The 25,691-nt window shown below is 35.3% G+C and carries 23 protein-coding genes and 2 pseudogenes; 18 read left to right on the top strand and 7 right to left on the bottom strand.

Features of this window, described 5'->3' with window-relative positions; all coding sequences use genetic code 11:
* Positions 1 to 5 precede the first annotated feature (5 nt).
* From EKM01_RS13030 to EKM01_RS13010, 5 genes are all read left to right on the top strand, one after another.
* Positions 6 to 995: a virulence RhuM family protein gene (locus EKM01_RS13030; protein WP_126768613.1), complete on the top strand. Its 990-nt coding sequence runs from the start codon at positions 6 to 8 to the stop codon at positions 993 to 995.
* Positions 992 to 1,318: a nucleotide pyrophosphohydrolase gene (locus EKM01_RS13025; protein ID WP_126453086.1), complete on the top strand. Its 327-nt coding sequence runs from the start codon at positions 992 to 994 to the stop codon at positions 1,316 to 1,318. The genes EKM01_RS13030 and EKM01_RS13025 overlap by 4 nt, the downstream gene beginning before the upstream one ends.
* A gap of 120 nt (positions 1,319 to 1,438) precedes the next feature.
* A complete protein-coding gene (aroA, locus tag EKM01_RS13020) occupies positions 1,439 to 2,656 on the top strand; it encodes a 3-phosphoshikimate 1-carboxyvinyltransferase (RefSeq protein WP_126555011.1) in 1,218 nt (405 codons plus the stop codon).
* A gap of 199 nt (positions 2,657 to 2,855) precedes the next feature.
* Entirely contained in the window at positions 2,856 to 3,905 is a 1,050-nt protein-coding gene (gene queA, locus EKM01_RS13015) for a tRNA preQ1(34) S-adenosylmethionine ribosyltransferase-isomerase QueA (protein WP_126453091.1), read from the top strand.
* Between the two features lie 253 nt (positions 3,906 to 4,158).
* Positions 4,159 to 5,448, top strand: a complete 1,290-nt coding sequence (locus tag EKM01_RS13010; RefSeq protein ID WP_158614870.1) for an IS4 family transposase — start codon at positions 4,159 to 4,161, stop codon at positions 5,446 to 5,448.
* A 451-nt stretch (positions 5,449 to 5,899) separates the two neighbouring features.
* On the opposite strand, the gene EKM01_RS13005 is transcribed toward EKM01_RS13010, so the two are convergent.
* Positions 5,900 to 6,112 (bottom strand): hypothetical protein, encoded by a 213-nt coding sequence (locus EKM01_RS13005; RefSeq protein ID WP_126457414.1) that lies wholly within the window; start codon positions 6,110 to 6,112, stop codon positions 5,900 to 5,902.
* Between the two features lie 67 nt (positions 6,113 to 6,179).
* Between EKM01_RS13005 and kynU the strand changes: the two genes are divergently transcribed.
* From kynU to EKM01_RS12985, 4 genes are all read left to right on the top strand, one after another.
* Positions 6,180 to 7,466: a kynureninase gene (kynU, locus tag EKM01_RS13000; protein ID WP_126568695.1), complete on the top strand. Its 1,287-nt coding sequence runs from the start codon at positions 6,180 to 6,182 to the stop codon at positions 7,464 to 7,466.
* A 101-nt stretch (positions 7,467 to 7,567) separates the two neighbouring features.
* Positions 7,568 to 7,975, top strand: coding sequence for a glycine zipper family protein (locus EKM01_RS12995; RefSeq protein ID WP_126453100.1), 408 nt, complete (start codon positions 7,568 to 7,570; stop codon positions 7,973 to 7,975).
* A 141-nt stretch (positions 7,976 to 8,116) separates the two neighbouring features.
* On the top strand, positions 8,117 to 10,507 hold the full coding sequence (locus EKM01_RS12990; RefSeq protein ID WP_126768612.1) for a penicillin acylase family protein: 2,391 nt from the start codon (positions 8,117 to 8,119) through the stop codon (positions 10,505 to 10,507).
* Between the two features lie 63 nt (positions 10,508 to 10,570).
* The gene (locus tag EKM01_RS12985; protein ID WP_126457409.1) at positions 10,571 to 11,908 is read left to right on the top strand and encodes an NAD(P)/FAD-dependent oxidoreductase; all 1,338 of its coding nucleotides are present in this window, start codon (positions 10,571 to 10,573) and stop codon (positions 11,906 to 11,908) included.
* A gap of 32 nt (positions 11,909 to 11,940) precedes the next feature.
* On the opposite strand, the gene EKM01_RS12980 is transcribed toward EKM01_RS12985, so the two are convergent.
* The 3 genes and pseudogenes from EKM01_RS12980 to EKM01_RS12975 all read right to left on the bottom strand — a co-directional run.
* Positions 11,941 to 13,200 (bottom strand): NAD(P)/FAD-dependent oxidoreductase, encoded by a 1,260-nt coding sequence (locus EKM01_RS12980; protein WP_126768611.1) that lies wholly within the window; start codon positions 13,198 to 13,200, stop codon positions 11,941 to 11,943.
* 42 nt (positions 13,201 to 13,242) lie between these two features.
* Positions 13,243 to 13,410, bottom strand: a pseudogene (locus tag EKM01_RS15015) (cupin); the annotation flags it as partial.
* Between the two features lie 6 nt (positions 13,411 to 13,416).
* A pseudogene (locus tag EKM01_RS12975) lies at positions 13,417 to 13,697 on the bottom strand (helicase HerA-like domain-containing protein); the annotation flags it as partial.
* Between the two features lie 373 nt (positions 13,698 to 14,070).
* Here EKM01_RS12975 and EKM01_RS12970 point away from each other — a divergent pair.
* The 7 genes from EKM01_RS12970 to EKM01_RS12935 all read left to right on the top strand — a co-directional run bounded on the left by EKM01_RS12970 (position 14,071) and on the right by EKM01_RS12935 (position 20,651).
* Positions 14,071 to 14,892: a MotA/TolQ/ExbB proton channel family protein gene (locus EKM01_RS12970; RefSeq protein ID WP_126453117.1), complete on the top strand. Its 822-nt coding sequence runs from the start codon at positions 14,071 to 14,073 to the stop codon at positions 14,890 to 14,892.
* Positions 14,893 to 14,939: 47 nt separating this feature from the next.
* Complete coding sequence (locus tag EKM01_RS12965; RefSeq protein WP_126457407.1) at positions 14,940 to 15,551, top strand: biopolymer transporter ExbD; 612 nt, start codon at positions 14,940 to 14,942, stop codon at positions 15,549 to 15,551.
* A 19-nt stretch (positions 15,552 to 15,570) separates the two neighbouring features.
* The gene (locus EKM01_RS12960; protein ID WP_126453123.1) at positions 15,571 to 16,119 is read left to right on the top strand and encodes a biopolymer transporter ExbD; all 549 of its coding nucleotides are present in this window, start codon (positions 15,571 to 15,573) and stop codon (positions 16,117 to 16,119) included.
* Positions 16,120 to 16,160: 41 nt separating this feature from the next.
* On the top strand, positions 16,161 to 16,958 hold the full coding sequence (locus EKM01_RS12955; protein WP_126457406.1) for an energy transducer TonB: 798 nt from the start codon (positions 16,161 to 16,163) through the stop codon (positions 16,956 to 16,958).
* A 230-nt stretch (positions 16,959 to 17,188) separates the two neighbouring features.
* Positions 17,189 to 18,115: a PstS family phosphate ABC transporter substrate-binding protein gene (locus EKM01_RS12945; protein ID WP_126457405.1), complete on the top strand. Its 927-nt coding sequence runs from the start codon at positions 17,189 to 17,191 to the stop codon at positions 18,113 to 18,115.
* Positions 18,102 to 19,808, top strand: a complete 1,707-nt coding sequence (locus tag EKM01_RS12940; RefSeq protein ID WP_370274336.1) for a tetratricopeptide repeat protein — start codon at positions 18,102 to 18,104, stop codon at positions 19,806 to 19,808. The genes EKM01_RS12945 and EKM01_RS12940 overlap by 14 nt, the downstream gene beginning before the upstream one ends.
* A gap of 210 nt (positions 19,809 to 20,018) precedes the next feature.
* The gene (locus tag EKM01_RS12935) at positions 20,019 to 20,651 is read left to right on the top strand and encodes a 7-carboxy-7-deazaguanine synthase QueE (RefSeq protein WP_126457404.1); all 633 of its coding nucleotides are present in this window, start codon (positions 20,019 to 20,021) and stop codon (positions 20,649 to 20,651) included.
* A gap of 185 nt (positions 20,652 to 20,836) precedes the next feature.
* On the opposite strand, the gene EKM01_RS12930 is transcribed toward EKM01_RS12935, so the two are convergent.
* Positions 20,837 to 21,379: a YfiT family bacillithiol transferase gene (locus EKM01_RS12930; RefSeq protein WP_126768610.1), complete on the bottom strand. Its 543-nt coding sequence runs from the start codon at positions 21,377 to 21,379 to the stop codon at positions 20,837 to 20,839.
* A gap of 22 nt (positions 21,380 to 21,401) precedes the next feature.
* Entirely contained in the window at positions 21,402 to 22,109 is a 708-nt protein-coding gene (locus EKM01_RS12925; protein WP_126457402.1) for a bifunctional 2-polyprenyl-6-hydroxyphenol methylase/3-demethylubiquinol 3-O-methyltransferase UbiG, read from the bottom strand.
* A gap of 74 nt (positions 22,110 to 22,183) precedes the next feature.
* Between EKM01_RS12925 and EKM01_RS12920 the strand changes: the two genes are divergently transcribed.
* Entirely contained in the window at positions 22,184 to 22,678 is a 495-nt protein-coding gene (locus EKM01_RS12920) for a YkgJ family cysteine cluster protein (RefSeq protein WP_126453140.1), read from the top strand.
* A 74-nt stretch (positions 22,679 to 22,752) separates the two neighbouring features.
* On the opposite strand, the gene EKM01_RS12915 is transcribed toward EKM01_RS12920, so the two are convergent.
* A complete protein-coding gene (locus EKM01_RS12915; protein WP_199734645.1) occupies positions 22,753 to 23,988 on the bottom strand; it encodes an exo-beta-N-acetylmuramidase NamZ domain-containing protein in 1,236 nt (411 codons plus the stop codon).
* Between the two features lie 78 nt (positions 23,989 to 24,066).
* On the opposite strand from EKM01_RS12915, the gene EKM01_RS12910 reads away from it, so the two are divergent.
* Positions 24,067 to 25,302 (top strand): ABC transporter permease, encoded by a 1,236-nt coding sequence (locus EKM01_RS12910; RefSeq protein ID WP_126768609.1) that lies wholly within the window; start codon positions 24,067 to 24,069, stop codon positions 25,300 to 25,302.
* Positions 25,303 to 25,691: the final 389 nt, after the last annotated feature.

The raw sequence follows: 25,691 nt of genomic DNA, 5'->3' as shown, positions 1-25,691 counted from the left end.
TAGTTATGGAAGAAAACGTAAAAAAATTTATTTTATACACCGCACCAAGCGGAGAAATACGTGTTGATGTTTTACTGCAAAACGAATCGGTATGGCTTTCGCAAAAAGCAATTGCAGAGTTGTTTGGAGTTCAAAGACCAGCAATAACGAAGCATTTAGGCAATATTTTTGATTCTGGTGAACTAGAAGAAAATTCAGTTAGTTCCATTTTGGAACATACTGCCGAGGATGGCAAAATTTATCCAACTAAATTTTACAACCTTGATGCCATAATTTCTGTTGGTTACAGAGTAAACTCTACCAAAGCTACACAATTCAGGATTTGGGCAACCCAGACTTTAAAAGAATATATTATAAAAGGGTTTGTTCTTGACGACAATCGTTTAAAACAAGGTCAGGCTATTTTTGGAAAAGATTATTTTAAAGAATTACTGCAAAGAGTTCGTTCGATTCGCGCAAATGAAAGAAGAATTTACCAGCAAGTAACGGATATTTTTGCGGAGTGCAGTATTGACTATGACAGCAATGCCGATATCACAAAAAATTTCTATGCCACAGTTCAAAATAAATTTCATTTTGCTATAACCGGTAATACTGCTGCCGAAATAATAGCCAAAACTGCCGACGCCAAAAAGGAAAATATGGGATTAACGACTTGGAAAAATAGTCCAAGTGGAAGGGTTTTGAAATCGGATGTGGTAGTTGCCAAAAATTATTTACAAGAAAAAGAAATTAAACAATTGGAGCGCACCGTAACGGGTTACTTTGATTACATAGAAGGATTGATAGAGCGGGAGAATACTTTTACGATGAGTCAATTGGCAACAAGTGTGAATAAATTTCTAAACTTTAATGATTATAAGGTTTTGGATGGTAAAGGGAAAATTTCTAAAATACAAGCTGATAAAAAAGCAATCGCTGCTTATGAAGTATTTAATAAAACACAAAAAATAATTTCTGATTTTGATAAAGAAATAAAAAAACTAAACCCATGAACCTAAAAAATTCCCAACTAGACGTTGACACTTGGATCAAAGAACACGGAGTTCGCTACTTTAACGAATTGACCAATATGGCGCAGCTTACCGAAGAAGTAGGGGAAGTGGCCCGAATCATCGCCCGTCGTTACGGCGAACAATCCGAAAAAGAAAGCGATAAAGACAAAGACCTTGGCGAGGAATTAGCCGATGTAGTTTTTGTGGTATTGTGTTTAGCCAACCAAACCGGAATTGATTTACAAGCCGCTTTTGATAAAAAAATGGATCTAAAATCCATTCGAGACAAAGACCGTCACAAAAACAATGAAAAACTCAAATAATTTGTGAAGTATAAATTATGAATTATAAATGCGGAGTGGTAAATTGCGACTCAAAAATTATTTGAGTTAAAAATGAAAGTATAATTCATATCTCATAACTCACAACCCATAATTACAAAAATGAATTTACTGTTACAAACTTCCCAATCCAATTTACAAGCTCAAATTGCAGTTACTGGCTCAAAAAGCGAAACAAACCGCTTGTTATTGTTACAGGCCTTATTCCCAAACATTACTTTGGCCAATACTTCGAACTCTGATGATAGTGAAGTCATGCAAAAAGCATTGCTAGGAAACGAGGAAATAGTTGATATTCATCATGCAGGAACAGCCATGCGTTTCCTGACCGCTTATTTTGCTGTGAACGAAAGCCGCGAAGTAGTTTTGACTGGTTCTCAAAGAATGACGGAGCGCCCTATAAAAGTTTTGGTGGAAGCCTTGGAACAATTAGGTGCGAAAATAACGTACGAGAAAGAACCAGGATATCCGCCCATTCGTATCAAAGGACAAAAAATAACAGCTTCTAAAGTGAACATTCCTGCCAATGTGAGCAGTCAATACATATCGGCCTTATTATTAGTGGCGCCAAAACTGGAAAACGGTATTGAAATCACTTTGGTTGGTGAAATCACTTCAGTTCCTTATATCAAAATGACCCTGGCTTTGTTGAATGATTTGGACATTAAAACCAGTTTTGAAGGGAATGTAATTACTATTTATCCAAAACAAGCAGTAGCATCAAAAGTAATGACTGTTGAATCCGATTGGAGTTCGGCTTCCTACTTTTTTAGTTTGGTTGCTTTGGCTGAAAATGCTACTGTTTCATTGACCAGTTATACAGAAACCAGTTTACAAGGCGATTCGGCTTTGGTAGAAATCTATAAGCTAATGGGAGTTGAAACGCATTTTGAAGGAAATAAAATGACGCTTACCAAACAAGGGAATTTTATTCCTCAAACTCTAAATCTTGAACTAAATAATACGCCGGATATTGCCCAAACGATCGTAGTTACCTGCCTTGGATTAGGAATTGGTTGCCATCTAACAGGCTTACATACCTTGAAAATTAAAGAAACAGACCGACTGGAAGCACTACGAATTGAGCTAACAAAACTCGGAGCGAGCATATCCGTTACCAATGATAGCTTGACGCTTTTGGCTTCAAGTGAAATCAATCACAACATTAAAATTGCAACCTACAACGACCACAGAATGGCAATGGCATTTGCACCATTAGCGTTGAAAGTACCCATAATCATCGAAAATGCCGAAGTCGTTTCAAAATCATATCCGGATTTTTGGGAAGATTTAAAAAGTTTAGGTTTCGAAATTTCGTAAAAAACCCTCAATTCATTGGGCGAAAAGATGTTTCCCTTTTCCCTCTCCTTTGGAGAGGGCTGGTGTGAGGAAAAATAAATTGCAAAACACTTGACAACGCCTATCTCACAATCGTATATTTGCACACTCGAATTAAGATTGTCATCCTGAGCGCAGACGAAGGACATAACTCATAATTCATAACTTATAACTTTTTAAGATGAAACTATCACATTTTCAATTCGATTTGCCAAAAGAACTTCTTGCTGAATATCCAGCTGAAAACAGAGACGAAGCACGTCTAATGGTTATAGATCGTAAGAAAGGGACTATAGAGCATAAAATGTTCAAAGATGTTATTGATTATTTTGACGAAGGCGATGTTTTAATTCTCAATAATACTAAAGTTTTTCCGGCACGTTTGTATGGTAACAAGGAAAAAACAGGCGCAAGAATCGAAGTTTTTTTACTTAGAGAATTAAATGCAGAGCAAAGACTTTGGGACGTTTTAGTAGATCCGGCCCGAAAAATCAGAATTGGTAACAAATTGTATTTTGGAGATGATGATTCATTAGTCGCTGAGGTGATAGATAATACTACGTCTCGTGGAAGAACATTGCGTTTTCTTTACGACGGTTCTTATGAAGAATTCAGAAATAAATTAACGGAACTTGGAGAAACTCCAATCCCAAAATACATTTCTAGAGACGTAACTCCGGAAGATGCGGAACGTTACCAAACTATTTATGCCAAAGAAGAAGGATCTGTTGCAGCGCCAACTGCAGGATTGCATTTCTCTAAACATTTAATGAAAAAACTGGAAATCAAAGGAATCAAATTTGCCGAAGTAACCCTTCACGTAGGTTTGGGAACTTTTAATCCGGTTGAGGTTGAGGATTTATCAAAACACAAAATGGATTCCGAGGAATTAAAAATCACTCAAGAAGCATGTGATATTGTAAATAACGCAAAAGTTCATAAAAAAAGAATCTGTACCGTAGGAACAACATCTATGCGTGCCGTAGAAAGTTCAGTTTCGTCACATAATACACTGAATCCTTTTGACGGATGGACAAATAAATTTGTGTTTCCACCTCATGAATTTACGATTCCCACCTGTATGATTACTAATTTTCACACGCCAAAATCAACTTTATTAATGATGGTTTCCGCTTTTTGTGGCCACGATTTAATGAAAAAAGCATACGCAGAAGCAATCGAAAAAGAATACAAATTCTATTCTTACGGTGATGCAATGATGATCATCTAATCTGAATTCATTTCAGTCTAAATAACAAGATCTCGTCAGCAATGGCGAGATTTTTTGGTTTATTCCGAGCACAGTTTTATAAGAGTGTGCCCCAAGGGTCGCGCTCAATGTCATTAAGTTAAGGTTTTATTGTTTTGATTTACAGCTATTTATTGTATTTAAAATTAGGTTTTTTATAGTATATTTCTTATATTTAAGCTGTAATATAACAGTTTAACATATGTCGAAGATCTCAATCTTAATCATTAAACAATTGAGAGAAGTAATTTTTAGCAAAGAAATAATATTAGATTATAGGATGAAGGAACAAGATTTTACCAGAAATCGTAAGCAGCCTTTTGGCCGGGTATTGCTTTTTATGCTGAATTTATTAAAGAAAAGTATGGTAATTGAAATTGATAATTTTCTACAACATCTCAACTCAAAATTAGATTGTCAGAAAGTTCAAAATTTCACCTCTAGTGCCTTTGTTCAAAAGAGAAAAAAAATAAAACCAGAGGTTTTTAATTATTTATCATCAATTATCACAGATAATTATTACATAAAAAGTAATCGTAATATTAAGTTATTTAATGGTTTTAGAATTTTAGCTGTTGATGGTTCAAAGATAACTTTGCCTATTACACAAGAATTAAAATCGGTTTTTGGCGAATCAAAAAACCAGACCAATACATCAATAGTTCAAGGGATGTCGTCCGTATTATATGATGTATTAAATAAGCTGGTTCTGAATTCAGTTTTAGAAAATATAAAAATTGGAGAACGAGAGTTAGCTTTAAAACATAAAACACATTGGAGGCAGAAGGATTTGATTGTTTATGATAGAGGATATCCTTCTTATGATTTTAAATACGAACATATTAAGGCTGGAATTGATTATTTAATAAGGGTACAAAAAAAACACAGTAAGATAGTAAGTTCGTTTATAGTAAGTAAAAAAAGAACTTTAATTGTTGATATTTTTCCGCAAGAAAAACACGTTTTTGCAGGAAAAGACTATGACAAAACCACGGGTTTAAAAGTACGTTTAGTCAGAGTTGATTTACCCAATGGAGAAATAGAAATTTTGATGACATCATTGCTAGATAGTCAAATTTATCCAACAAGTATATTCAAAGAATTATACTTTTTAAGATGGGGAATTGAGACGTTTTACGATGAGCTAAAAAACAAATTGAAAGTAGAATATTTTACAGGTTATTCTTTAATGAGTATTCAACAAGATTTTTTTTGTGCAATATTTATTAGCAATTTGCAATCGGTAATTGTAAATGATTTAGAAGAAGAATTAAGCATAAAGAATAGAACTACGAAACTAGATTATAAAATAAACACGAATTTATCTTATGGTTTTTTGAAAAACAGAATTCTAGATTTACTTTTTAAAGAAGCTTCTTTGGAAGAAGTATTCAAGGAATTAGAAAATCTGTTTCTTCAAAACACAATTCCAATTCGGTTAAGCAGGAATAATAAACGGGAAGTAGGCAAGTATAGAAATCGAATTCGACCTTTAGTGCTTAAAAATCAAAAAGATGCAATATAAAATTCCTTAACTTAATGACATTGGGGTCGCGCTGTACGCTGTATCTTTATTTTCTTAAAGAAAGAAAATAAAGGATGCCGCTTCCATCCCTCACACAAAACGTTTGGAATATGTGAGGACTTTTTGTGTAAAAAGAAATTTAAAACGGCATCTCAATTTTGTGTCTGAATAAATTTGTTACAGCTATTTTTTTGTCAAGTCGAGCGCAGTCGAGATACCGCGTTGAGTTTTGACTGCGCTCGACTTAATATATATTCTGAAGCCTTAAATTGTAATTTGAAAACACCGATACCTGCTTTTTTTTAGATTTCGTAAGTCAGAGTCTGCATTCTCAGCAATACTCGTGGCTCGTATACTTGCATCTTTAGTTGCCTGAGCAATCATTTATTTTTAGTTCGGCCAGTTTGATGTACTAATATTCCACGTCAGAATTAATCAATTCACGGGATTGTCACGATAATTTTTCAATTTTGTTTACTTCCTTAGATTGGATACTCACACTTTGAGTTAACGTGAATCCAGTAAAAATTTGCTGTCTCGTAGTTCCGTTTTTGTTATAAGTAGTTTCAAAATCTTTATTGAAATTTCCCGCAGAGAATATCATTTCATAGGCAATAACTCTTTTGCCGGATAAATAGTTTTTTTCTTTTCTCTCTGTCCTCATCCAATGCGACGTTGGCCTTTTTCAAAGTGGTGCTTTTTCACTACTTTTACAAAACAAAATACAAATCATGATTTTCGAAAACACCCTTGAATTTGCAAAACACCTCGATTTACAAGATCCTTTACACAAATACCAAGACGAATTTATTTTCCCGAAGGTACAAGGAAAAAAAGTAATTTATTTTACTGGAAATTCTTTAGGATTGCAGCCGAAACGCACCAAAGCGTATGTAGATGAAGTCATGAATGATTGGGCAAATCTAGCTGTTGAAGGACATTTTTACAGTGAAAAACCATGGTGGGATTACCACGAACGATTCGCAGATCCGTTGAGTAAAATTGTTGGTGCTTTACCAAGCGAAGTTACCGTGATGAATACATTAACGGTAAATCTTCATTTACTGATGGTTTCCTTTTACCAACCTACACAAACCAGATATAAAATTATTTGCGAAGAAAAAGCATTTCCTTCGGATCAATATATGTTTCAAAGTCAGGTCGATTTTCACTCCCAAAACCTGGGGATACAACTCGAGGATGCAATTGTTGAGATTAAGCGTCGCGATGGCGAACACAACATTCGCTTAGAAGATGTGTTGGCAAAAATTGGGGAAGTAGGTGATGAGTTAGCTTTGGTCTTAATTGGGGGAGTCAATTATTACACAGGACAGGTATTTGATATGAAAACTATTACCGCTGCAGGTCATAAAGTGGGAGCCTACGTAGGCTGGGATTTAGCGCACGCCGCAGGAAATATTAAGCTGGAATTGCACGATTGGAATGCGGATTTTGCCGCTTGGTGCAGTTATAAATACATGAATTCAGGGCCAGGAAATGCTTCTGGATGTTTTATTCATAAAAAGCACCACAACAATGCAGCGTTACCCAGATTTGCCGGATGGTGGGGACATAATAAAGAACGTCGTTTTAAGATGGAACAAACCTTTGATCCTATTCAAGGCGCTGATGGCTGGCAAATTAGTAATCTTCCAATACTTTCTCTGGCGCCTTATTTAGCATCTGTAGACATGTTTGATGAAATTGGGATGGATGCTTTGATCCAAAAAAGAGATGCGATCACTTCTTATTTAGAATTCATTCTGCACGAAATAGACAAAGAAGTGGATAGTAGTTTCGAAATTATAACACCGTCAAATCCCACAGAAAGAGCGTCACAATTGTCCGTATTGCTTCATGGGGAAGGCCGCAGTTTGTTTGATTATTTAATGCAAAATGGGGTAATCACGGATTGGCGTGAACCTAATGTTATCCGCTTAGCGCCAGTGCCTCTGTATACTTCTTTTGAGGATATATATCAATTTGGGCAAATTTTGAAAGCAGGAATTCAGTCTTAAAACGGGCATTAAATAACACAAAAAATAGTTTTAATTTTATAAACGTAATTAACAGGGTTAAGCCTTTCTTTGTATTCGTACTAATTATGAAAATTAAAATTATGAAAGCATTATATTTTATACTAATAGCTGCAAGTATTGTTTCTTGTCAAAATCAAGGAAAAATGGACATTCAAAAAGCCAAACAGGCTACTGTAGACTCCATGAAAGTTGAAATCGAAAAACAAAGAGTGATCGACTCCATGCAGGTAGAAATGGTTAAAATCCAGGAAGCTAAAGTAGAAACTCAAAAAGAAGTAGTTGTTGTGGATCAACAAACAGCGGGGACTACTACAAAAAATAAAGGTTGGAGTGGTGCTGCAAAAGGAGCCGTAATTGGTGCCGGCGTTGGTGCCGCCACAGGGGCAATCATCAGTAAGAAAAAAGGACAAGGTGCTATAATAGGTGGTTTAGCCGGTGCGGGAGTAGGGGCAGGTACAGGCGCTATTTTAGATAGTAAAAAACAGTAAATAGATTTTTCAATATAGCTTGGAGTGTTTAAGTCAATACTTCGGTAGATTCACTAATAAATACCTGTTTATTAGTGAATCTACCGAAGTATTGCTAATTGACTTCTAAATCTTATATATTTGTTGCCAATTTATGTAAAGATGCAAACACTTAAAAAAGTCCTTCTGGTTTTACTTTCTTTATTGTTTCTTTCAGCAATAGTTGTGCTGATTTATGGGTTTTATTTAAAGCCAACCTATGAAGGGGAACTAAAACTTAAAAATATTGGAAAGGAAACCACAGTTTATTTTGATGAATTTGGAGTGCCTCATATTTATGCGGCAAGTTCAAGGGACGCTATGGTTGTGTTGGGTTACGTACATGCGCAAGAACGATTGTGGCAAATGGAATTGATGCGGCGTATTGCTCCGGGACGATTGTCAGAAATTTTCGGACCAGTTGCATTGAAAAGTGATCTGTTTTTTGCCGGATTAGGAATCGAAGAAGCTTCCGCAAAAGCAATCGCAGCTTTAGATAAGAAAAGTTCCAGTTATCTATTGACAATGGACTATCTAGAGGGGATAAACCAATATATGGCAGAGGGAACTACGCCAATAGAATTCAGTTTAGTTGGTGTCAAAAAAGAAAAGTTTACCATAAAAGACGTCTACAATATTTTTGGATACATGTCTTTTAGTTTTGCTATGGCCCATAAGTCAGATCCTTTGTTGACGGATATTCGGAACAAGTACGGAATGGACTATCTCAAGGATTTTGGCATTGACGGTTCATTTAATACCACAAAAATAAAAAATGCAAAACATAAGCCACAGGAATATGCTGCTATTTCAAAATCAGTAGCCTCACTTTTAGACCAATCCCCTATCCCACCCTTTATAGGAAGCAACAGCTGGGTTCTTTCTCCAAAGAAAACTAAAAAAGGAAAAGTGATTTTTGCCAATGATCCACATATTGGGTTTTCGCAACCCGGAACTTGGTATGAAGCGCACTTAGTAACTCCGGATTTTGAATTGTACGGTTGCTATTTAGCAGGTACTCCATTCCCATTATTGGGACATAACCGTAACTATGCGTACGGATTAACCATGTTTGAAAATGATGATATTGATTTGTACCAAGAAGAAAATAGTCCTGGAAATGCGACCGCTTACAAAACGCCAACGGGGTATAGGAATTATGAAATTCGCCGAAAAATTATAAAAATAAAAGATTCTACTGATGTGGTTTTGAATGTAAAAGTGAGTCGTCACGGGCCTATCATGAATGACTTAATTGTAGGGCTGGATAAGGACAAACCAGTGGCAATGTCTTGGATTTATACCCAACAACCCATACGAATTCTGGACGCAGTGTATAGGCTTTCGCACGCTGAAAGCAAGGAAGATTTTCTAAAAGGAGTGGCTCTGATAGCCGCACCGGGACTGAATGTTATGTATGGTGACTCCAAAGGAAATATTGCATGGTGGGCAACAGGAAAATTATACAAGCATAATGAAGGCGTGAATCCGAATTTTATTTTGGATGGGGCGAGCGGGAAAGACGATATCAAGGAATATTTGGATTTCTCCAAAAATCCTTCAGCGGTGAATCCAAAATGGAATTACGTGTATTCAGCCAATAATCAACCAGAGGCAATAGACGGATTTTTGTATCCGGGCTATTACCTTCCTGAAGACAGAGCCAAACGAATCACGCAATTATTGAATAAAAAAACAAAATGGAATAAGGCAACTGTGGGCAGCATGATTTTTGATAATACATCACCAGTTGCGCCTGACGTTGTAGCACGTTTAATTTCGAATCTGGATTACACTACGCTTTCAAATAATGAAAAAGAAGCCTTTGCTGTTTTGAAAAAATGGAAAGGTTCTAATAATCTGGATGATGTAGCACCCACAATCTATAATAAATGGATTTTTAATTATTTAAAAAATACTTTTGAGGACGAACTGGGAGCTGCTAATTTCAAGCAGTTTTTAGGCACGCATATCATGAAGCAAATGATCGCCAGACAACTTGAAAACAAAAACTCACTGTGGTGGGATAATATCAATACAAAAAACCATTCGGAAACAAGGCGAGAAATCGTGTCGCTATCGTTCAAGGAATCGATTGCTGCTTTAGAAAAACAATTGGGCAATTCCGTATCAGCTTGGACCTGGAACAAAGTACATACTCTGGAACATCAGCATCCGTTGGGTAAAATCGCAGCTTTAAGAACTATATTTAATGTTGGTCCATTTGAAGTTTCAGGTTCAACGGAAGTGATTAATAATTTGTTTTTTGATTATACCGAAACGGGTCAGTATCAAGTAAAAGGCGGGCCTTCAACACGAAGAATTATTGATTTCTCAGACATTGAAAATAGCTGGGCCATTTTGCCAACGGGACAATCCGGAAATCCATTCAGTGCACATTATAACGATCAGGCGGAATTGTATAATTCAGGAAAATTCAGAAGAATGAAACTGAACGAAAAGGAGATTGTTAGGACTTCTACAAAATTGGTGTTTATTCCCTATAAAAAATGATTGTTTTTTAAAGTTATTAAAACATTAAATCAGTAATTTTGCCTAACTTTTTATAAAAAATTAATGCAAACTCCCCGAAAAATAGCAGTTGTAGGCTCTGGACTAGTCGGATCTTTACTAGCTATTTACCTTCGTAAAGCAGGTCATACTGTTCATATTTACGATAGAAGTCCAGATATCAGGAAGATACAATTTTCAGGACGTTCTATCAACTTAGCGATGTCTAATCGCGGCTGGAAAGCCTTAGATGGAGTTGGAGTAGGTGATGCTGTTCGAGCGATCGCAATCCCCATGAAAAAACGGGCAATTCATTTAGTGGATAAGCTTAATTTTCAAAATTATGGTCAGGAAGGCGAATCCATTGATTCAATTTCGAGAGGAATTTTAAACCGAAAAATGATCGATTTGGCGGAAGCCGCAGGAGCAGAGTTCTTTTTTGAGCACAAAATTTGGGATGTAACTCTAGAAAATGCCACGCTTCATATAGGCGAAACCGAAAGAGGCGCATGGGAAGATAAAAAATACGATATGGTTTTTGGCGCTGATGGTGCTTTTTCAAGAATTCGTCACCGCATGCAGCGCCAGAGTATGTTCGATTATTCGCAAGAATTTCTACCTATTGGATATAAAGAATTAAATATTCCGGCAAACGGGGATGGATCACATAAATTGGATAAAAATTCGTTTCATATCTGGCCACGAGGAGAATATATGTTGATTGCCTTGCCCAATTTAGACGGAAGCTTTACCTGTACTTTATTTATGCCCTTTGAAGGAGAAAATTCCTTTGATTCCTTAAAGGACAGGAAGTCAGTAGAAGCTTTTTTTGAAAAAAATTTACCGGATACGGTTGATGTTATTCCAAAATTAGCAGAAGATTTTTTCCGGAACCCAACCAGTACATTAGTAACCATGAAGTGTTTTCCTTGGACGTATGAGGATAAGGTTGCCTTGATTGGGGATGCGAGTCATGCCATTGTGCCTTTTTACGGACAAGGAATGAATGCCGGTTTTGAAGATATTTCAGTGCTGTATGAAATGATTGAAAAGTACGGAGATGATTGGAAATCTATTTTTTCCGAATATCAAAAATCCCGTAAACAAAATGCCGATGCTATTGCAGAGCTTTCCTATCGAAATTTTTTAGAAATGAGCTCTAAGACTGCAGATGAAAATTTCCTTTTGCAAAAGAAAATTGAAAAATCATTTTCAGACAAGCACCCTGAAAAATGGATTCCGCTATACAGTCGTGTAACATTTAGTGATCGGCCTTATACAGAAGCGTTGGCTATAGGTGATTATCAAAATGCAATTATGGAAGAAATTTTAAAAATGGAAAATATCAAAGAAATCTGGGATTCAGAAGTAGTTGAAAAGACCATTTTAGAATTATTAAAATAAAAAAAGGACTCTATTCAGAGTCCTTTTTGGTGTTATTTATCTTTTGTTGCCGGTTTCAGTAGGACTCGTAAGGTGCTGTCATTATTGAAATAGCTGAACGTCCAATTGATAAAAATAGAAAGTTTGTTTTTGACGCTCAAAATCAACATAAGGTGGATAAACATCCAGGTAAACCAAGCCAATCTTCCTTGGAAACTAAATTTTGGCAAATCGACCACCGCTTTTCGTTTCCCTACTGTAGCCATAGAACCCTTATCATGATACTCGTATTCGATTTGAGGTTTGTTTTTTAGACTTAGTTTGAAGTTTGTGGCTAATACTTTTCCTTGTTCTATAGCAACACTGGCTACTTGCGGATGACCATTGGGATATTTAGGAGTAGCCATGAATGAAATATCACCAAGGGCATACACGTCTTCGAGATTTTCTATTTTATTAAATCGGTCAACAAGATAGCGATTTCCTCTGGTAATACTTTCTTTGGGAATGCCTTCCAGGGTGTTTCCTGTAATTCCTGCTGCCCAGATCACATTTCTGGATGCAATCGTGTCTCCGTTTTGCAGGCTTACGGTCTTACCGTTGTAATGGCTTACAATAGTATCCGTTTTTACAATGACACCTAGTTCCTTCAGATATTTACGAGACGTTTTTTGGGAATCTTCACTCATTGGGTTCAATACGTTCGGAGATCCTTCAAGAATATAAATGGTGAGTTTCGAAAAATCTTTGTCCGGATAATCTTTTGGCAAAATATTTTTTTTCATTTCTGCCAAAGCTCCTGCAAGTTCTACTCCGGTAGGGCCTCCGCCAACAATCACAAAGTTCATTAGCGATTGTAGCTCTTCTGGTGAAGCAATTAAGGCATCTTCAAAAGTTTGTAGAATTTGGTTGCGAAGTTGGATCGCTTCCGGTACCGATTTCATGGGAAATGCAAATTTTTCTATTTCAGCATTTCCAAAATAATTAGTCGTGCATCCAAAGGCAATTATCAAATGGTCGTACTCAAAATCAGCAATAGAGGTTTGTACTATTTTGTGCTCCGGATCAATACGAAGTACATCAGCTATTCGAATGCGGACATTTTTCGAATGCTGAAATACTTTTCGTAACGGAAATGAGATACTGGCAGGTTCAAGCCTTGCTGTGGCTACCTGGTACATCAAGGGTTGAAATTGATGGTAGTTGTTTTTGTCAATCAGTAAAACATCAAAATCTGTATTTTCTAAATCTTGAGCCAAACGCAATCCAGCAAAGCCAGCGCCAACTATTATAATTTTTTTTTGAACTTTCATACTTTTTTTATTGAAAGTATGAAGATACAAATTATATAAGGGTTAGTCTGCTCTATTAACTTTTTCTAAAGAAAATGAAGGTTTGCAAATAGCTAAATATTCACAGACTTCATTAAAAGGATCGGAATAGTGCACACGGGTATTCTTCTCTATTTTTATGGACTGTCCTGCTGTAAGAACCACGGTCTCGCCTTCAATTATAAATTGTTTTTATTTCCCTTCTTTAGCAATACCACTAAAATCGCCTTTTATGTCCATCATTAAAACAGGAATCCCAAAAGAGGATAGTTGTTATGAAAGAACTTGGATCGTTTTGGTTTTCCCCGTTCCAGTAGCTCCGGCAATTAACCCATGACGGTTTAAGGTTTTTAAGGGAATTTTTATGGGTGCATTTGCTAGAGCTTCTCCGCCTAATAGTACTCCTCCAAAGTCATACTCTCTCCTTTTGAAAGGTACCCACGCGTTATGTCTTGTATAAAATCTTCTTTTCTGGTCATGATAAGTTTGAATTAAAAGGATTTGTAAGCTGCTATTAGTATCCTAAAATAGGAAATTATGGGGTATAATGCAGTTTTCCTGCTTTTTGCCTCTTAATAATAAAAAAATATATTTTTGACTGCTTTTAAACGGTTATTGAAAATTTATGTTAATATTTCTTAAAAATGTATTTTTTTTTTTGTAAAACGAATGATTTCCTTATAGATTTTGATATATATGCAATGAGTAAATTGCTAAATGTTTGTTTGAAATAAAATTAATGACAATAAAATTAAAAAAAGTTTTTTTATTTGAACTAAAAATATAAATTTGCTCCACTACAAGTTTATTATAACTAAAATAAATTATTTAAAACTATTAAAATTAAAAAAAATGGCAAACGTTAAAAAAGAAAAGAGTTCAAACGGAGGAGGAATGATTTCAGGAATCATTATTGTGGCATGTGTATTTGTAGGATGGTTGATTTGGAATTTTATAATGGGAGATGGTGCCAATTTTGAAGGCGGAGTAAATACAGGACACCCAATACCGGGTAATTATTTGGCAATGGTATACAAAGGAGGTCCAATTGTACCAGTTTTGATGGGTTTATTGTTGATGACTGTTGTTTTTTCTTTTGAAAGATATTTTGTGATTTCAAAAGCAGCTGGATCAGGAAACTTAGATCAGTTTATGAAAAAAGTACAAGATGATATTAAAGAAGGGAATATTGATGGAGCTATCGCTTTGTGTGATAAACAAAAAGGATCTGTTGCAAATGCAATAAAATCAGCTTTGATCAAATACCAAGATGTTAAAAAAGAAGGATTCAATAGCGAAGAAGCTGCTGAAACAATTCACAAGGAAATCGAAGAGGCTACTTCATTAGAAATGCCAATGTTAGAGAAAAATATGACTATTATTTCATCTTTGGTTTCTTTAGGAACTCTTGCAGGATTATTAGGTACGGTAACAGGGATGATTAAAGCGTTTGGAGCATTAGCTAGTGCAGGTACTCCTGATCAAGCGGCTCTTGCAAATGGTATTTCTGAAGCACTTATCAACACTGCAACTGGAATTTCGACTTCAGTATTAGCAATCGTTTCGTATAACTTCTTTACTTCTAAAATTGATGATTTAACCTATTCTATTGATGAAGCAGGTACTACAATTGTAAATACTTACAGAAGATTTAGAGGAAGCTTAAAACAATAATAATTTTTTTGACGTCATGTGCGTCAAAATAAAATATAAAAAAGATAATGGCTAAACTAAAAATGTCAAAAAAGTCAACGTCAATTGACATGACTGCGATGTGTGATGTTGCGTTTCTTTTGCTTACGTTCTTTATCTTGACCGCTACAGCTAAAGTACCAGAAGCATTGCCGGTAGACACGCCTTCTTCTACAGTTCAGACAAAATTGCCTGAGACAGATTTGGCTACAATTACTATTGGAAAAGGAAAAGTATTCTTTGATCTAAAAGGAAGAGAAGTTCGTAAAAAAACGTTAGAATTAATGGGTCAAAAATATGGTGTTGAATTCTCAGCTGATGATGCTGATAAATTTGCACTGATGGATGGTTTTGGTGTGCCAATTCAAAGTTTGAAGCAAATCATAGAGATGAAAGCTGCAGACAGAGGAAAAGCAAACCAACCAGGTATTCCAAAAGATTCACTTGATAATCAATTAGCGGATTGGATACAAAATGCTCGTATTGCCAATATTGAAATTGCTGATAAAGAATTGCAAATAGCCATAAAAGGGGATGCAAAAGAAGAATATCAGGCAATTAAAAAGGTGATGGATATTTTACAAGATCAAAAAATCAATAGCTTTAATTTAGTTACTGGTTTAAGAGGAGAAGATTTTTAATTAAAAAACATACACTACAATGGCTGAATTAAATACCGGCGACGGTGGAGGCGGAAAAGGTGGTAAAGTAAGAAGTAAAAAACAAAATTCAAAAGTAGATTTAACTGCTATGGTGGATTTGGCATTCTTATTGATCACATTTTTCATGCTGACTACTACGTTGTCAAAACCCCAATCAATGGATTTGGGGTTGCCAGATAAAGAAGACGATCCTAAAATAAATAAGGATATTAAAGTAGATGAAAATCGTACTTTAACAATTATGCTTGGTGAGAACAATAAGGTGGTATATTACATGGGTTTATTGGCTACGCCAATTGCAGGTCCAAAAGATATTGCCTATGGAAAAAACGGAATTCGTAAAGAATTATTGGCTAGAAAAAAATCAGTAGTGGAGCATACTGGAAACAAAGACAAAGGAGTTATTGTGATCATCAAGCCAAGTAAGAAATCTAATTATCGTAACTTAGTTGATATACTTGATGAAATGGCAATTGTTGGCGTTCCAACTTATGCAATTGTAAATGATTTTTCACCTGAGGAAACAAAATTGTTAGAAGGTAAATAAGATTTTAATCTAATAGCCTAATAACCTAATAATTAAGAAAAATGAAATTAGATATATTTAAAAACCAATGGCTGGATATCGTTTTTGAAGGGCGAAATAAAAGTTATGGAGCGTATGAACTAAGAAAAGAAAATAATAAGACCTCAGTGAGAGCGCTTATTGTTGGAAGTATTCTTTTTAGTTTGGCCGTTAGTGCCCCTCTTATTGCTAGTCTGCTTCCGGATACATCTGATGTAGAGGAAAATAGAGATATTAAAATTACAGCAGTAAAGTTGCCGCCAAAGCAAGAAAAGCCTAAAGAAAACATCCCGCCACCACCACCTCCACCTCCAAAAGTGGATCAGGTTAAATTTGTGAAACCTGTTGTAGCAAAAGCGGAAGAAGTTACAGAAGAACCACCCAAAATTGTTGAAATTAAAGACAAAAAATTAGGTGCAGTGACCATAAAAGGTGATCCAGATGCAGTATTGACTGTAGAGCCTGTAGGTACAGGTACTGCCGCGGTAGTAGAAGAAGTAGATAACCAAATTTACAACACTGCTGGGATTGAGGTTAAACCTGATTTTCCAGGTGGGATAGAGAAATTTTACAAGTATGTGGGTAATAATTATCAAACTCCTGAAGAAGACGGGTTGAATGGTAAAGTATATGTTACTTTCGTAGTAGAGAAAGATGGTTCTTTAACCGATATTAAAGTAATTAGAGATATTGGTTATGGTACAGGGAAAGAGGCGATTCGTGTTTTGAAAAAGTCTCCTAGATGGACTCCGGGTGAACAAAACGGTAAAAAAGTCAGAGTGCTGTATTCTTTACCAATTACAATTCAAACGGCAAATTAATGTTAAAGAGCATACGTATTAATATTCAGAAGAAATCGCTCAAAGAGCGATTTCTTCTCGTTTTAGGAATTATGTTTTTTTTAGTTTATCTGGTTTTGGGTTTATTTATTATCTTTATGAAAGAATTTCCCATAGTAATGGATACTGGATATAGAATAGCATTTGGTTTGCTTCTTATTGTATATTCTTTTTTTAGATTCATCCGACTTATTAATAATACCAACTAGATCATGAAAAAAACAGCTATAATTCCGTATTTTATTTTTCTTTCTTTGTTTGCATTTCTTTTTGCATGTAAAAAAACGGAAGGATCTAAGGAAAATAAAGAAACTATTTTAAAAGGTTCTACAACGATACTAGTTGATGAAACATTACAACCTGTGATTGAGGATCAGATAGCGGTTTTTGAAAGTGTGTATCCTGCAAAAATAACGTTGAATGCTAAATCTGAAAAAGAAGTGCTCCGATCATTGCTAAATGATTCATTAAGTATTGCCATTTTATCCAGAAAATTAAATGCTGAGGAAAATAAGATTTTTGAGGGTAAAAAAATTATTCCAAAAGTGACTCCTTTCGCTACTGATGGGATTGCTTTAATCGCAAATGAGAAAATTAAGGATACCTTAGTCGCTTTAAATGACATTATAGCCTTTCTGCAAGGGAAGTCTCAAACGGCAATAAAGGGATTGGTTTTTGATAATCCAAATTCCAGTACTGTTCGTTATATGAATGAATTAGCGGGTGTGTCAGAACTTCCGAAAAAGGGGATTTTTTCTTTTAAAACCAATGAAGAGGTAATAAAGTATGTGTCTGAAAATGAAGGAATGATTGGAATAGTGGGGCTAAACTGGCTTTATCAACCTTCTGGAATTATGAAAGATATTGTAAAAAAAATTAAGGTGCTTAGCGTTAAAAGTACTACTGGAAATCAATATTATCCGCCATCGCAAAATAATATTGCAGAGGGAACCTATCCTTTGGCACGTGATTTGTATATAATAAATTGTCAGGGTTCTTCTGGATTAGGAATGGGTTTTGCCTCTTTTGTAGCAGGTGAAAGAGGACAGCGGATAATACTTAAATCTGGTTTACTGCCGGTACGAACACCGAGTAGATTAATTCAGGTTAGAAAAAAAATATACAATGATAAAAATTAAATTAACTACAATGAAAATGAATAAATTAAAAACGTTTAGTGTTGCATTATTAGCATCGGCATTTGCAAGTCAAGCGCAAGATATTGATCAAGCAAAAAAAGCGATCGATGCAGAACAGTTCGAAAGTGCGAAGGCAATTTTAAAATCAATTATTAAGGAGAATCCATCTAATGGAGCTGCTTTTTTTACTTTAGGGAATGTATATCTTACTCAAAATGTAGAAGATTCCGCCAAAATTTATTTCCAAAAAGGATTAACAGCTTCTGATGAAGCTAATTTGAATTACATTGGCTTAGGTCAAATGGATTTAGATAACAATGATGTTGCGGCAGCTCAAGCAAAATTTGTATTGGCCACCAAAGACATGAAAAGAAAGGATTTTGCAGAGTACGTTTACCAAGCAAGAGCCTATATGAATGCTGAAAAGCCCGATTATAAAAATGCAATCGCTATTTTGAATCGCGCTGCCATAAAAAATGCAGATGATGCACAGTTACAGCTTGCCCTTGGTGATGCTTACTATGGTGATAGCAAACAAAATGAAGCTTATGTAGCTTATAGAAGTGCTTTTCAAGCAGATAATTCTTTGCTAAGAGCAAAAATGCAACTGGGTGTTTTGCTTAAAGGAGCAAAATCGTATGACGAAGCTTTAAAAGCTTATGAAGAGGTTATTGCTATTAATCCTAACTATGGACCAGTGTATAGAGAATTAGCGGAGACTTATTATAAAATTGCACGTAATAAACCTTCTCAAGCGGCTGTGAATTATAAAAAAGCAATTGGCTATTACGATAAATATATGGCTTTAACCGATTACTCGATTAACTCTAGAATGCGTCGAGCTGATTTTCTAATCTTGATAGAGGATTATGTTGCACTGGAAGCGGAAGCTAACAAAATGATCGAATTGGACAAAGTTAATCCAAGAATCTATCGTTATTTAGGATATGCGGCTTATGAAAATGGAAATGTTGATTTAGCATTGAAATCATTGGAAAGTTTTATCGCTTCCCCAACTAATAAAGTAATCGCTAAAGATTATTTGTATTTAGGTTTGACTAAAATAAAAAAAGGGACTAGCGAAGATGGATTAGCTATAGACTCCGTTGCTTTTGATTCAGGAATGAAAGGTCTTAAAAAAGCAATCGAAATGGAGCCATTAGCGGTTCAAGATTTGAGTGATATTGGTAAAAAATTATTTTCTCAAAAACTATACAAAGAAGCTGCAGCTGTATTTGAATCTGGAGCCAGTTCTCCTGAGTCTACTAATTATCTGGATGACAACGTCTATTTTGGTCTAGCGAATTACTATGCCAATATTAACAAAAAGGAAGGCGAAAAAGTAGATGCAATTGCTTTATCAAAAGCAGATGCTGCTTTTGATAAAGTATTAGTTGCTTCTCCTACTTATTTAGAAGCATACTTGTATAAAGCAAGAACCAATAGATTACTTGAAAAAGATGACTTGATGGTGAAAAATTATGAAGATTATCTTTTAAAAACAATGGAATTAGGTGCTGAGGAAATAGCAAAACCTGCAGTAAAAACTAAGTTTATTGAATGTTACAATAATATGGCAGCCAGTTTTGCTAATACAGACAAGCCTAAAGCTATTGAATATTTTAAAAAAACATTAGCATTAGACCCTGCTAATAATTATGCGACAGAGTCAATAAAAATTTTGAAACAATAAAAATTTGTCTCAATATCAAAAACCGATAGTCTTTGGCTATCGGTTTTTTTGTGCTCCTATTTTAGGATCGTTGTATTCAGAGTTGGATTAATTATTTTAAAACGGTTTAATACACGCCTTTTTTGGCTTATTGAAAGTTTATCATTTTAGTCTGTGTTTGCAAATGGACTCCTTTTCTAATTAACTATCTTTGCACTTTAAAATTAAAGAATGTTATCAAAAGAAATACAGTTAGAAGTTAATAAAGGTGCAATGCTTCCTTTAATGGAAGAATTTTACACCATTCAAGGGGAAGGATACCATACCGGAACAGCTGCGTACTTTATTAGAATTGGCGGATGTGATGTAGGTTGTCATTGGTGTGATGTTAAAGAAAGCTGGAATGCGGCGCTACACCCGCCAACTAGTATTGATCAAATTGTTGCCAATGCAAGTAAATATTCAGAAACTGTTGTGGTTACTGGTGGGGAACCACTGATGTGGGACATGAGCTTGCTAACACAAAAGCTAAAAGATAGTGATAGAAAAGTGCACATAGAAACTTCTGGGGCTTATCCGCTTACGGGAACTTGGGATTGGATTTGTTTGTCGCCAAAGAAAAACAAATTACCAACTCAAACGGTGTATGATAACGCACAGGAATTAAAAGTGATTATTTACAATAAACATGATTTTATTTTTGCCGAAGAGCAAGCTGATAAGGTAAATGAGAATGCTATTTTATTTCTTCAACCGGAATGGAGTAAAAAAGAAGAAATGACTCCGTTAATTGTTGATTATGTAATGAACAACCCAAAATGGCGTGTTTCGTTGCAAACACATAAATATTTGAATATTCCTTAATACTTAAAAACCTCAAACAACAAGTGCTGTTTGGGGTTTTGAATTAAAACAGATACTGATTAATTTTCGGAAGGCTTACTTCTTGTTAGCAGATTTCCTAGCCCAGATAGTAGCGACATCCTTTTTTTCTCATTTTTTTAATGAGAAAAAAAGATATAGCGAATAGCTGGAAATAGCTCCTTATACTACCAACCTTTTTCTTTTTTCAATTCGGTAATATGCGCTAAGTGGTGGTTTCCATGCCAAGCATAGGTTCCAATTATTTCCTTCAATTGAATAACGGTATTATGTTCGGGATGTATAAAAGATTTTTCAAGATCTGCTTCAGAAAGACTGTTCATTATATATGCCAAACGAAAATGCAATCCGTCAAGAAATGAAAGTGTGGGTTGAATGGGCATCGTTAAATTATCATGTAATTCTGCCCAACAATCTTCGTGATACGCTTTTATTAGCGGTTTATTTTCAGTTAATGTCCATTTAATTCTAACGAAACAATTCATGTGACTATCGGCGCAATGGTGAATGACTTGACGAATCGTCCAGCCATCCTGACGGTATGGTGTCTCGAGTTGTTCCTCTGTCAAATGAATGACTTCGTTTTTCAATCGTTCTGGAAAACTTGCGATTTCTTTTATTTTATTATGGAGATATTCACTTGAATAGATCTCGGGTCTGATAAATTTCCCAATAGGATAACGTAATTTTTCCACCGCTGAATTTCTCATACTAAGTAGCTTTATGTGTTTTCTAAATGGAAAGTTTTGCTAAATAGTCGAAATGTTCGCCTTCAAGAATTAACTCGCATTTTAGTCCATTATCTAAAGCTGCATTTTGCAAAGTGTTGTAATCAATGAACATCCAGTCAAATGGTTTTTCTTTCTCGCCTTTGTAGGAGATATTAAAAACGATTTCTCCATAATATTCCTTTTGGGAAGGAATCCACTTTCCGCCATCTTCATCGTCATCAAACATATAAATTATATCAGAACTGTCCAACAGAATTTGTCCGCCGGGATTCAATAATGATTTTAGTTTTAAAAGGAAATTCGGGATGTTTTTAAGTTTACCGCACATTCCCGCACCATTCATCAATAGGAGTATGGTGTCGTACTTTTCATTTTCTAATGTCAGTACATCTTGAACTTTCGCTTTTTTAAGTCCGCGAAGGGTACACGCTTGAATAGCATTTGCTGAAATATCAATAGAGGTTACGTCTAGATTGCGTTCGTTTTGCAAAGATAAACTATGGCTTCCTGCGCCACAGCCAACATCCAGGATTTTACCTTTGGCAAGTTGTAACGCTTTTTGTTCCATTTGGGGCATTTCATCATAAGAACGAAACAAGTAGGCAACGCTCATTTCATCTTCTTCAGATATTGTAGTTTCCGTAATTAAATCTTCGGGTGAATTATTGGTTTGAAAATCAAGTATGGCTTTGCCAAAAAGGTCTTTCATCTTTTTTTGTTTAAAGTTTAAGGTTAAAGGATTCAAGTTTGTTACTTTTGTGGTTCCAACTTTAAACTTTAAATTTGAAACATATTTTAAACAATCTCCCTAAGGAAGCCAAAGATAAGCATATCGAAAACAAAAAGTATTTTGATAAGCTGAAAAAAAAGACACCAAAGAATTTGGATTACGTGATGCAAGATTTGCATGATGCTGAATTCAAGAAAACGGATTGTTTAAAGTGTGCTAATTGTTGTAAAACTACGGGACCATTATTTACGGATGCCGACATTGAGCGTGTTTCAAAATACCTACGCCAAAAGCCACAACAGTTTATCCAGCAATACCTTCAAATCGATGAAGACCGAGATTATGTTTTGCAAAGTGTACCCTGTACTTTTCTCGACAATGAAAATGCGTGCATGATATATGACGTACGTCCAAAAGCGTGTAGAGAATTCCCGCATACGGATCGAAAAAAATTCCAGCAAATTACAGACTTAACCCTGAAAAACGTAGCGATATGCCCGGCAGCGTTTAATATTGTAGAGGAAATGAAAAAGAAAATGCCGCTTTAAAAATTTTCTATTTTGTCTCCCTCTGCTTTGTAGAGTCCCGTCCCGAAACTTCGGGATCGGAAGGGGGGTGAGAATTAGTATATCAAATATTTCATTCTCATTGCTTTAAACTCGATAAGTCCTTTCTGCCAGCTTTTTCTGATTTCATTTTCGGAAATTCCATTTTCTATTTGCTGTTGCAGTTTTTTAGTTCCTGCAAGTTTGGTAAAAAAAGGATTGAAGAATTTCGATTTTTCCGTTGTGCTTTGATAGGCTTGAATCAACCATTTTAATTCTAGTTTACTGACCTTTGTATGTGTTGATAAATCTTCCCCATAACATTTCACGCCATTGTAAACTGGATTTTGTGCGCCAAAATTTGGTTTGGGTATAAAACTAAAATCACTTTTTGGTAGATACGGAGAACCATAAATCTGAAATTGTTTTTCAGTTCCACGACCCACACTTACATTTGTGCCTTCAAACAGACACAAACTTGCATAAAGATTCACGGCTTGATCATTTGGAAGATTCGGTGACGGTTTTACAGGTAAACTATAATTCATTTTTCGGTTGTAATTAATACACGGAATAACGGTCAATTTGCATTGAATGCCATTTTTCAGCCATTTCTTCCCATTAATCATTTGTGCATATTCGCCAATTGTCATTCCATGAAACAAAGGAATTGGATGCATGCCTACAAAACTGGTAAATTCTGGCTCAAGAATTGGACCGTCGACTATACTTCCATTCGGATTTGGTCTGTCAAGAACTAAAAGCGGAATGTTGTTTTCAGCGCAAGCTTCCATGATGTAATGTAACGAGGAGATGTAAGTATAAAACCGTGCGCCTACATCTTGCAAGTCGAAAATCATGATATCGATTCCAGCGAGGTGTTCTTGTTTTGGTTTTTTATTATCACCGTATAGAGAAATAATTGGCAGCCCGGTTTTAGAATCTTTTCCATCAACCACATGTTCTCCCGCATCAGCAGTGCCACGAAAACCATGTTCTGGAGCAAAAATAGTTTGCACATTGATATTTTTGGAAAGTAAAAAATCAACAAAATGGGTTTTGTCAGATAGAATTCCCGTTTGATTGGTTACAATTCCTGTTGTTTTATTTTCTAACAGAGAAATATATTTTTCGTAATTATCGGCTCCCGTTTTAAATATTGGTATTTGATGTGGTCTAAAAAATGGTTGGAAATGGATTTTTGGCAAGCTATCCATACTGCTGCTATACTGATTGTTTTTTGTAGAACTTCCACAAGAGGATTGTACAACTAATGTCAATAATAAGAGGTAAGTATAGCTAAAATATTTCATAGTACTATTTTTGATCTGTTTAAATCTGTTTAATCTGTGGCAAAAAACTTTATGTATCTTTGTTGCAAACTATAAATTTTGAATTTAGAATATTTCATAGCCAAAAGACTCATAACTGCTAAAGATTATAAAAGTAGCATATCTGCTCCAATTATAAAAATTGCTATTTCAGCAATTGCAATTGGTATGATTATGATGATTATTTCGGTAGCGACAGGAATTGGACTGCAACAAAAAATTCGAGAGAAGGTTGCGGCTTTCAACGGACACATCGTTATTTCCAATTATGACAACAATCAATCCGAAGTCACGGTAGTTCCAATTTCTAAAAAACAAGATTTTTATCCAAAATTTACTGCTGTTCCTGAAGTGGAGCATATTCAAGCCATTGCCAGTAAAGCAGGAATTATTAGAACCGAAACCGCTTTCGAAGGAATTATTTTCAAGGGAGTGGGGAATGATTACAAATGGGATAATATAAAAGAGTATCTGGTTTCAGGCAAATTACCTGATTATTCAAAAAATGTGAATCAAGAAGTGTTATTGTCTCAATTCCTTGCCAATAGGTTGAATTTGAAAGTAGGAGATCTGTTCAATACATTCTTCATCAAAGAAAATCAAAATCAGTTGCCCAATATTCGGAGATTTAAAATTACAGGAATCTTCAATTCCGGTTTTCAGGAATTCGATGCAACCTATATAATAGGAGATATTCGTCACATGCAGCGTATCAATAAATGGACTCCAGATCAAATTGGTGCTTTCGAAGTTTTTGTTGACGATTTTAATACTATCGAAGCTACCGGAGAACAAGTCTATGCACAAACAACCTCTACATTAGATAGTAAAACCATACTAGAAAAATACAGCTATATATTTGAATGGCTTCAGCTATTCGATTTTAATATCATCGTTATATTAGTTGTCATGATTCTTGTGGCCACAATTAACATGGTGGTTGCACTATTAGTATTAATTCTCGAACGAACCCAAATGATAGGAATCCTAAAAGCGTTGGGAGCCAATAATTGGTCCGTCCGGAAAATATTTCTATATAATGCCTTCTATCTTATCGTAAGAGGGCTTTTCTGGGGAAACTTAATCGGAATAGCACTATTGTTACTCCAGCAACAATTTGGCGTGATCCAGTTGAATCCAGAAAACTATTATGTAAACCAAGCACCAGTTTATTTAAATTGGGGATATATCCTAGTGCTAAACCTACTTACTGTGACCGTTTGTTTTTTTGTATTATTAATTCCGTCCTATATAATAACTAAAATTTCTCCAGTCAAAGCCATACGTTTCGATTAGATTATCATTAGTGCGTTCCCATTTATAAAAAAGAGAGGCTGTTATCAATATCGATAGTAGCCTCTCTTTTTTATAAACGGTCGGGCTATCCGCTACAAGTCCTCATAAAGTTGTGTTTTACTCCACTTTCTTGCGGGCTTTCCACTACTATCCCTAACGCGAAGATTTGGAAACCAGAATATTTTGTTGTTTTGCCGCAAGTAATTGTAGCTTGTATGAGTTATAGTAAAGCAAAGAGCTGTTCAGTCATTATATATGGTATAGTATAAAATCGTTTACTGTGTTGCGATTTTTTGTTAGGATAGTGTATGGTGGCGTTAATTTTCAGTAAATGAAAAAGAAGGAAGCGCATAAAAAGTGTAATAAAGCGTGATTTGGATAGGTTTCAA

This window comes from Flavobacterium sp. RSP46, from assembly GCF_003984825.1.
Taxonomy (GTDB): domain Bacteria; phylum Bacteroidota; class Bacteroidia; order Flavobacteriales; family Flavobacteriaceae; genus Flavobacterium.
This window is presented reverse-complemented; position numbering and strand designations above follow the sequence as displayed.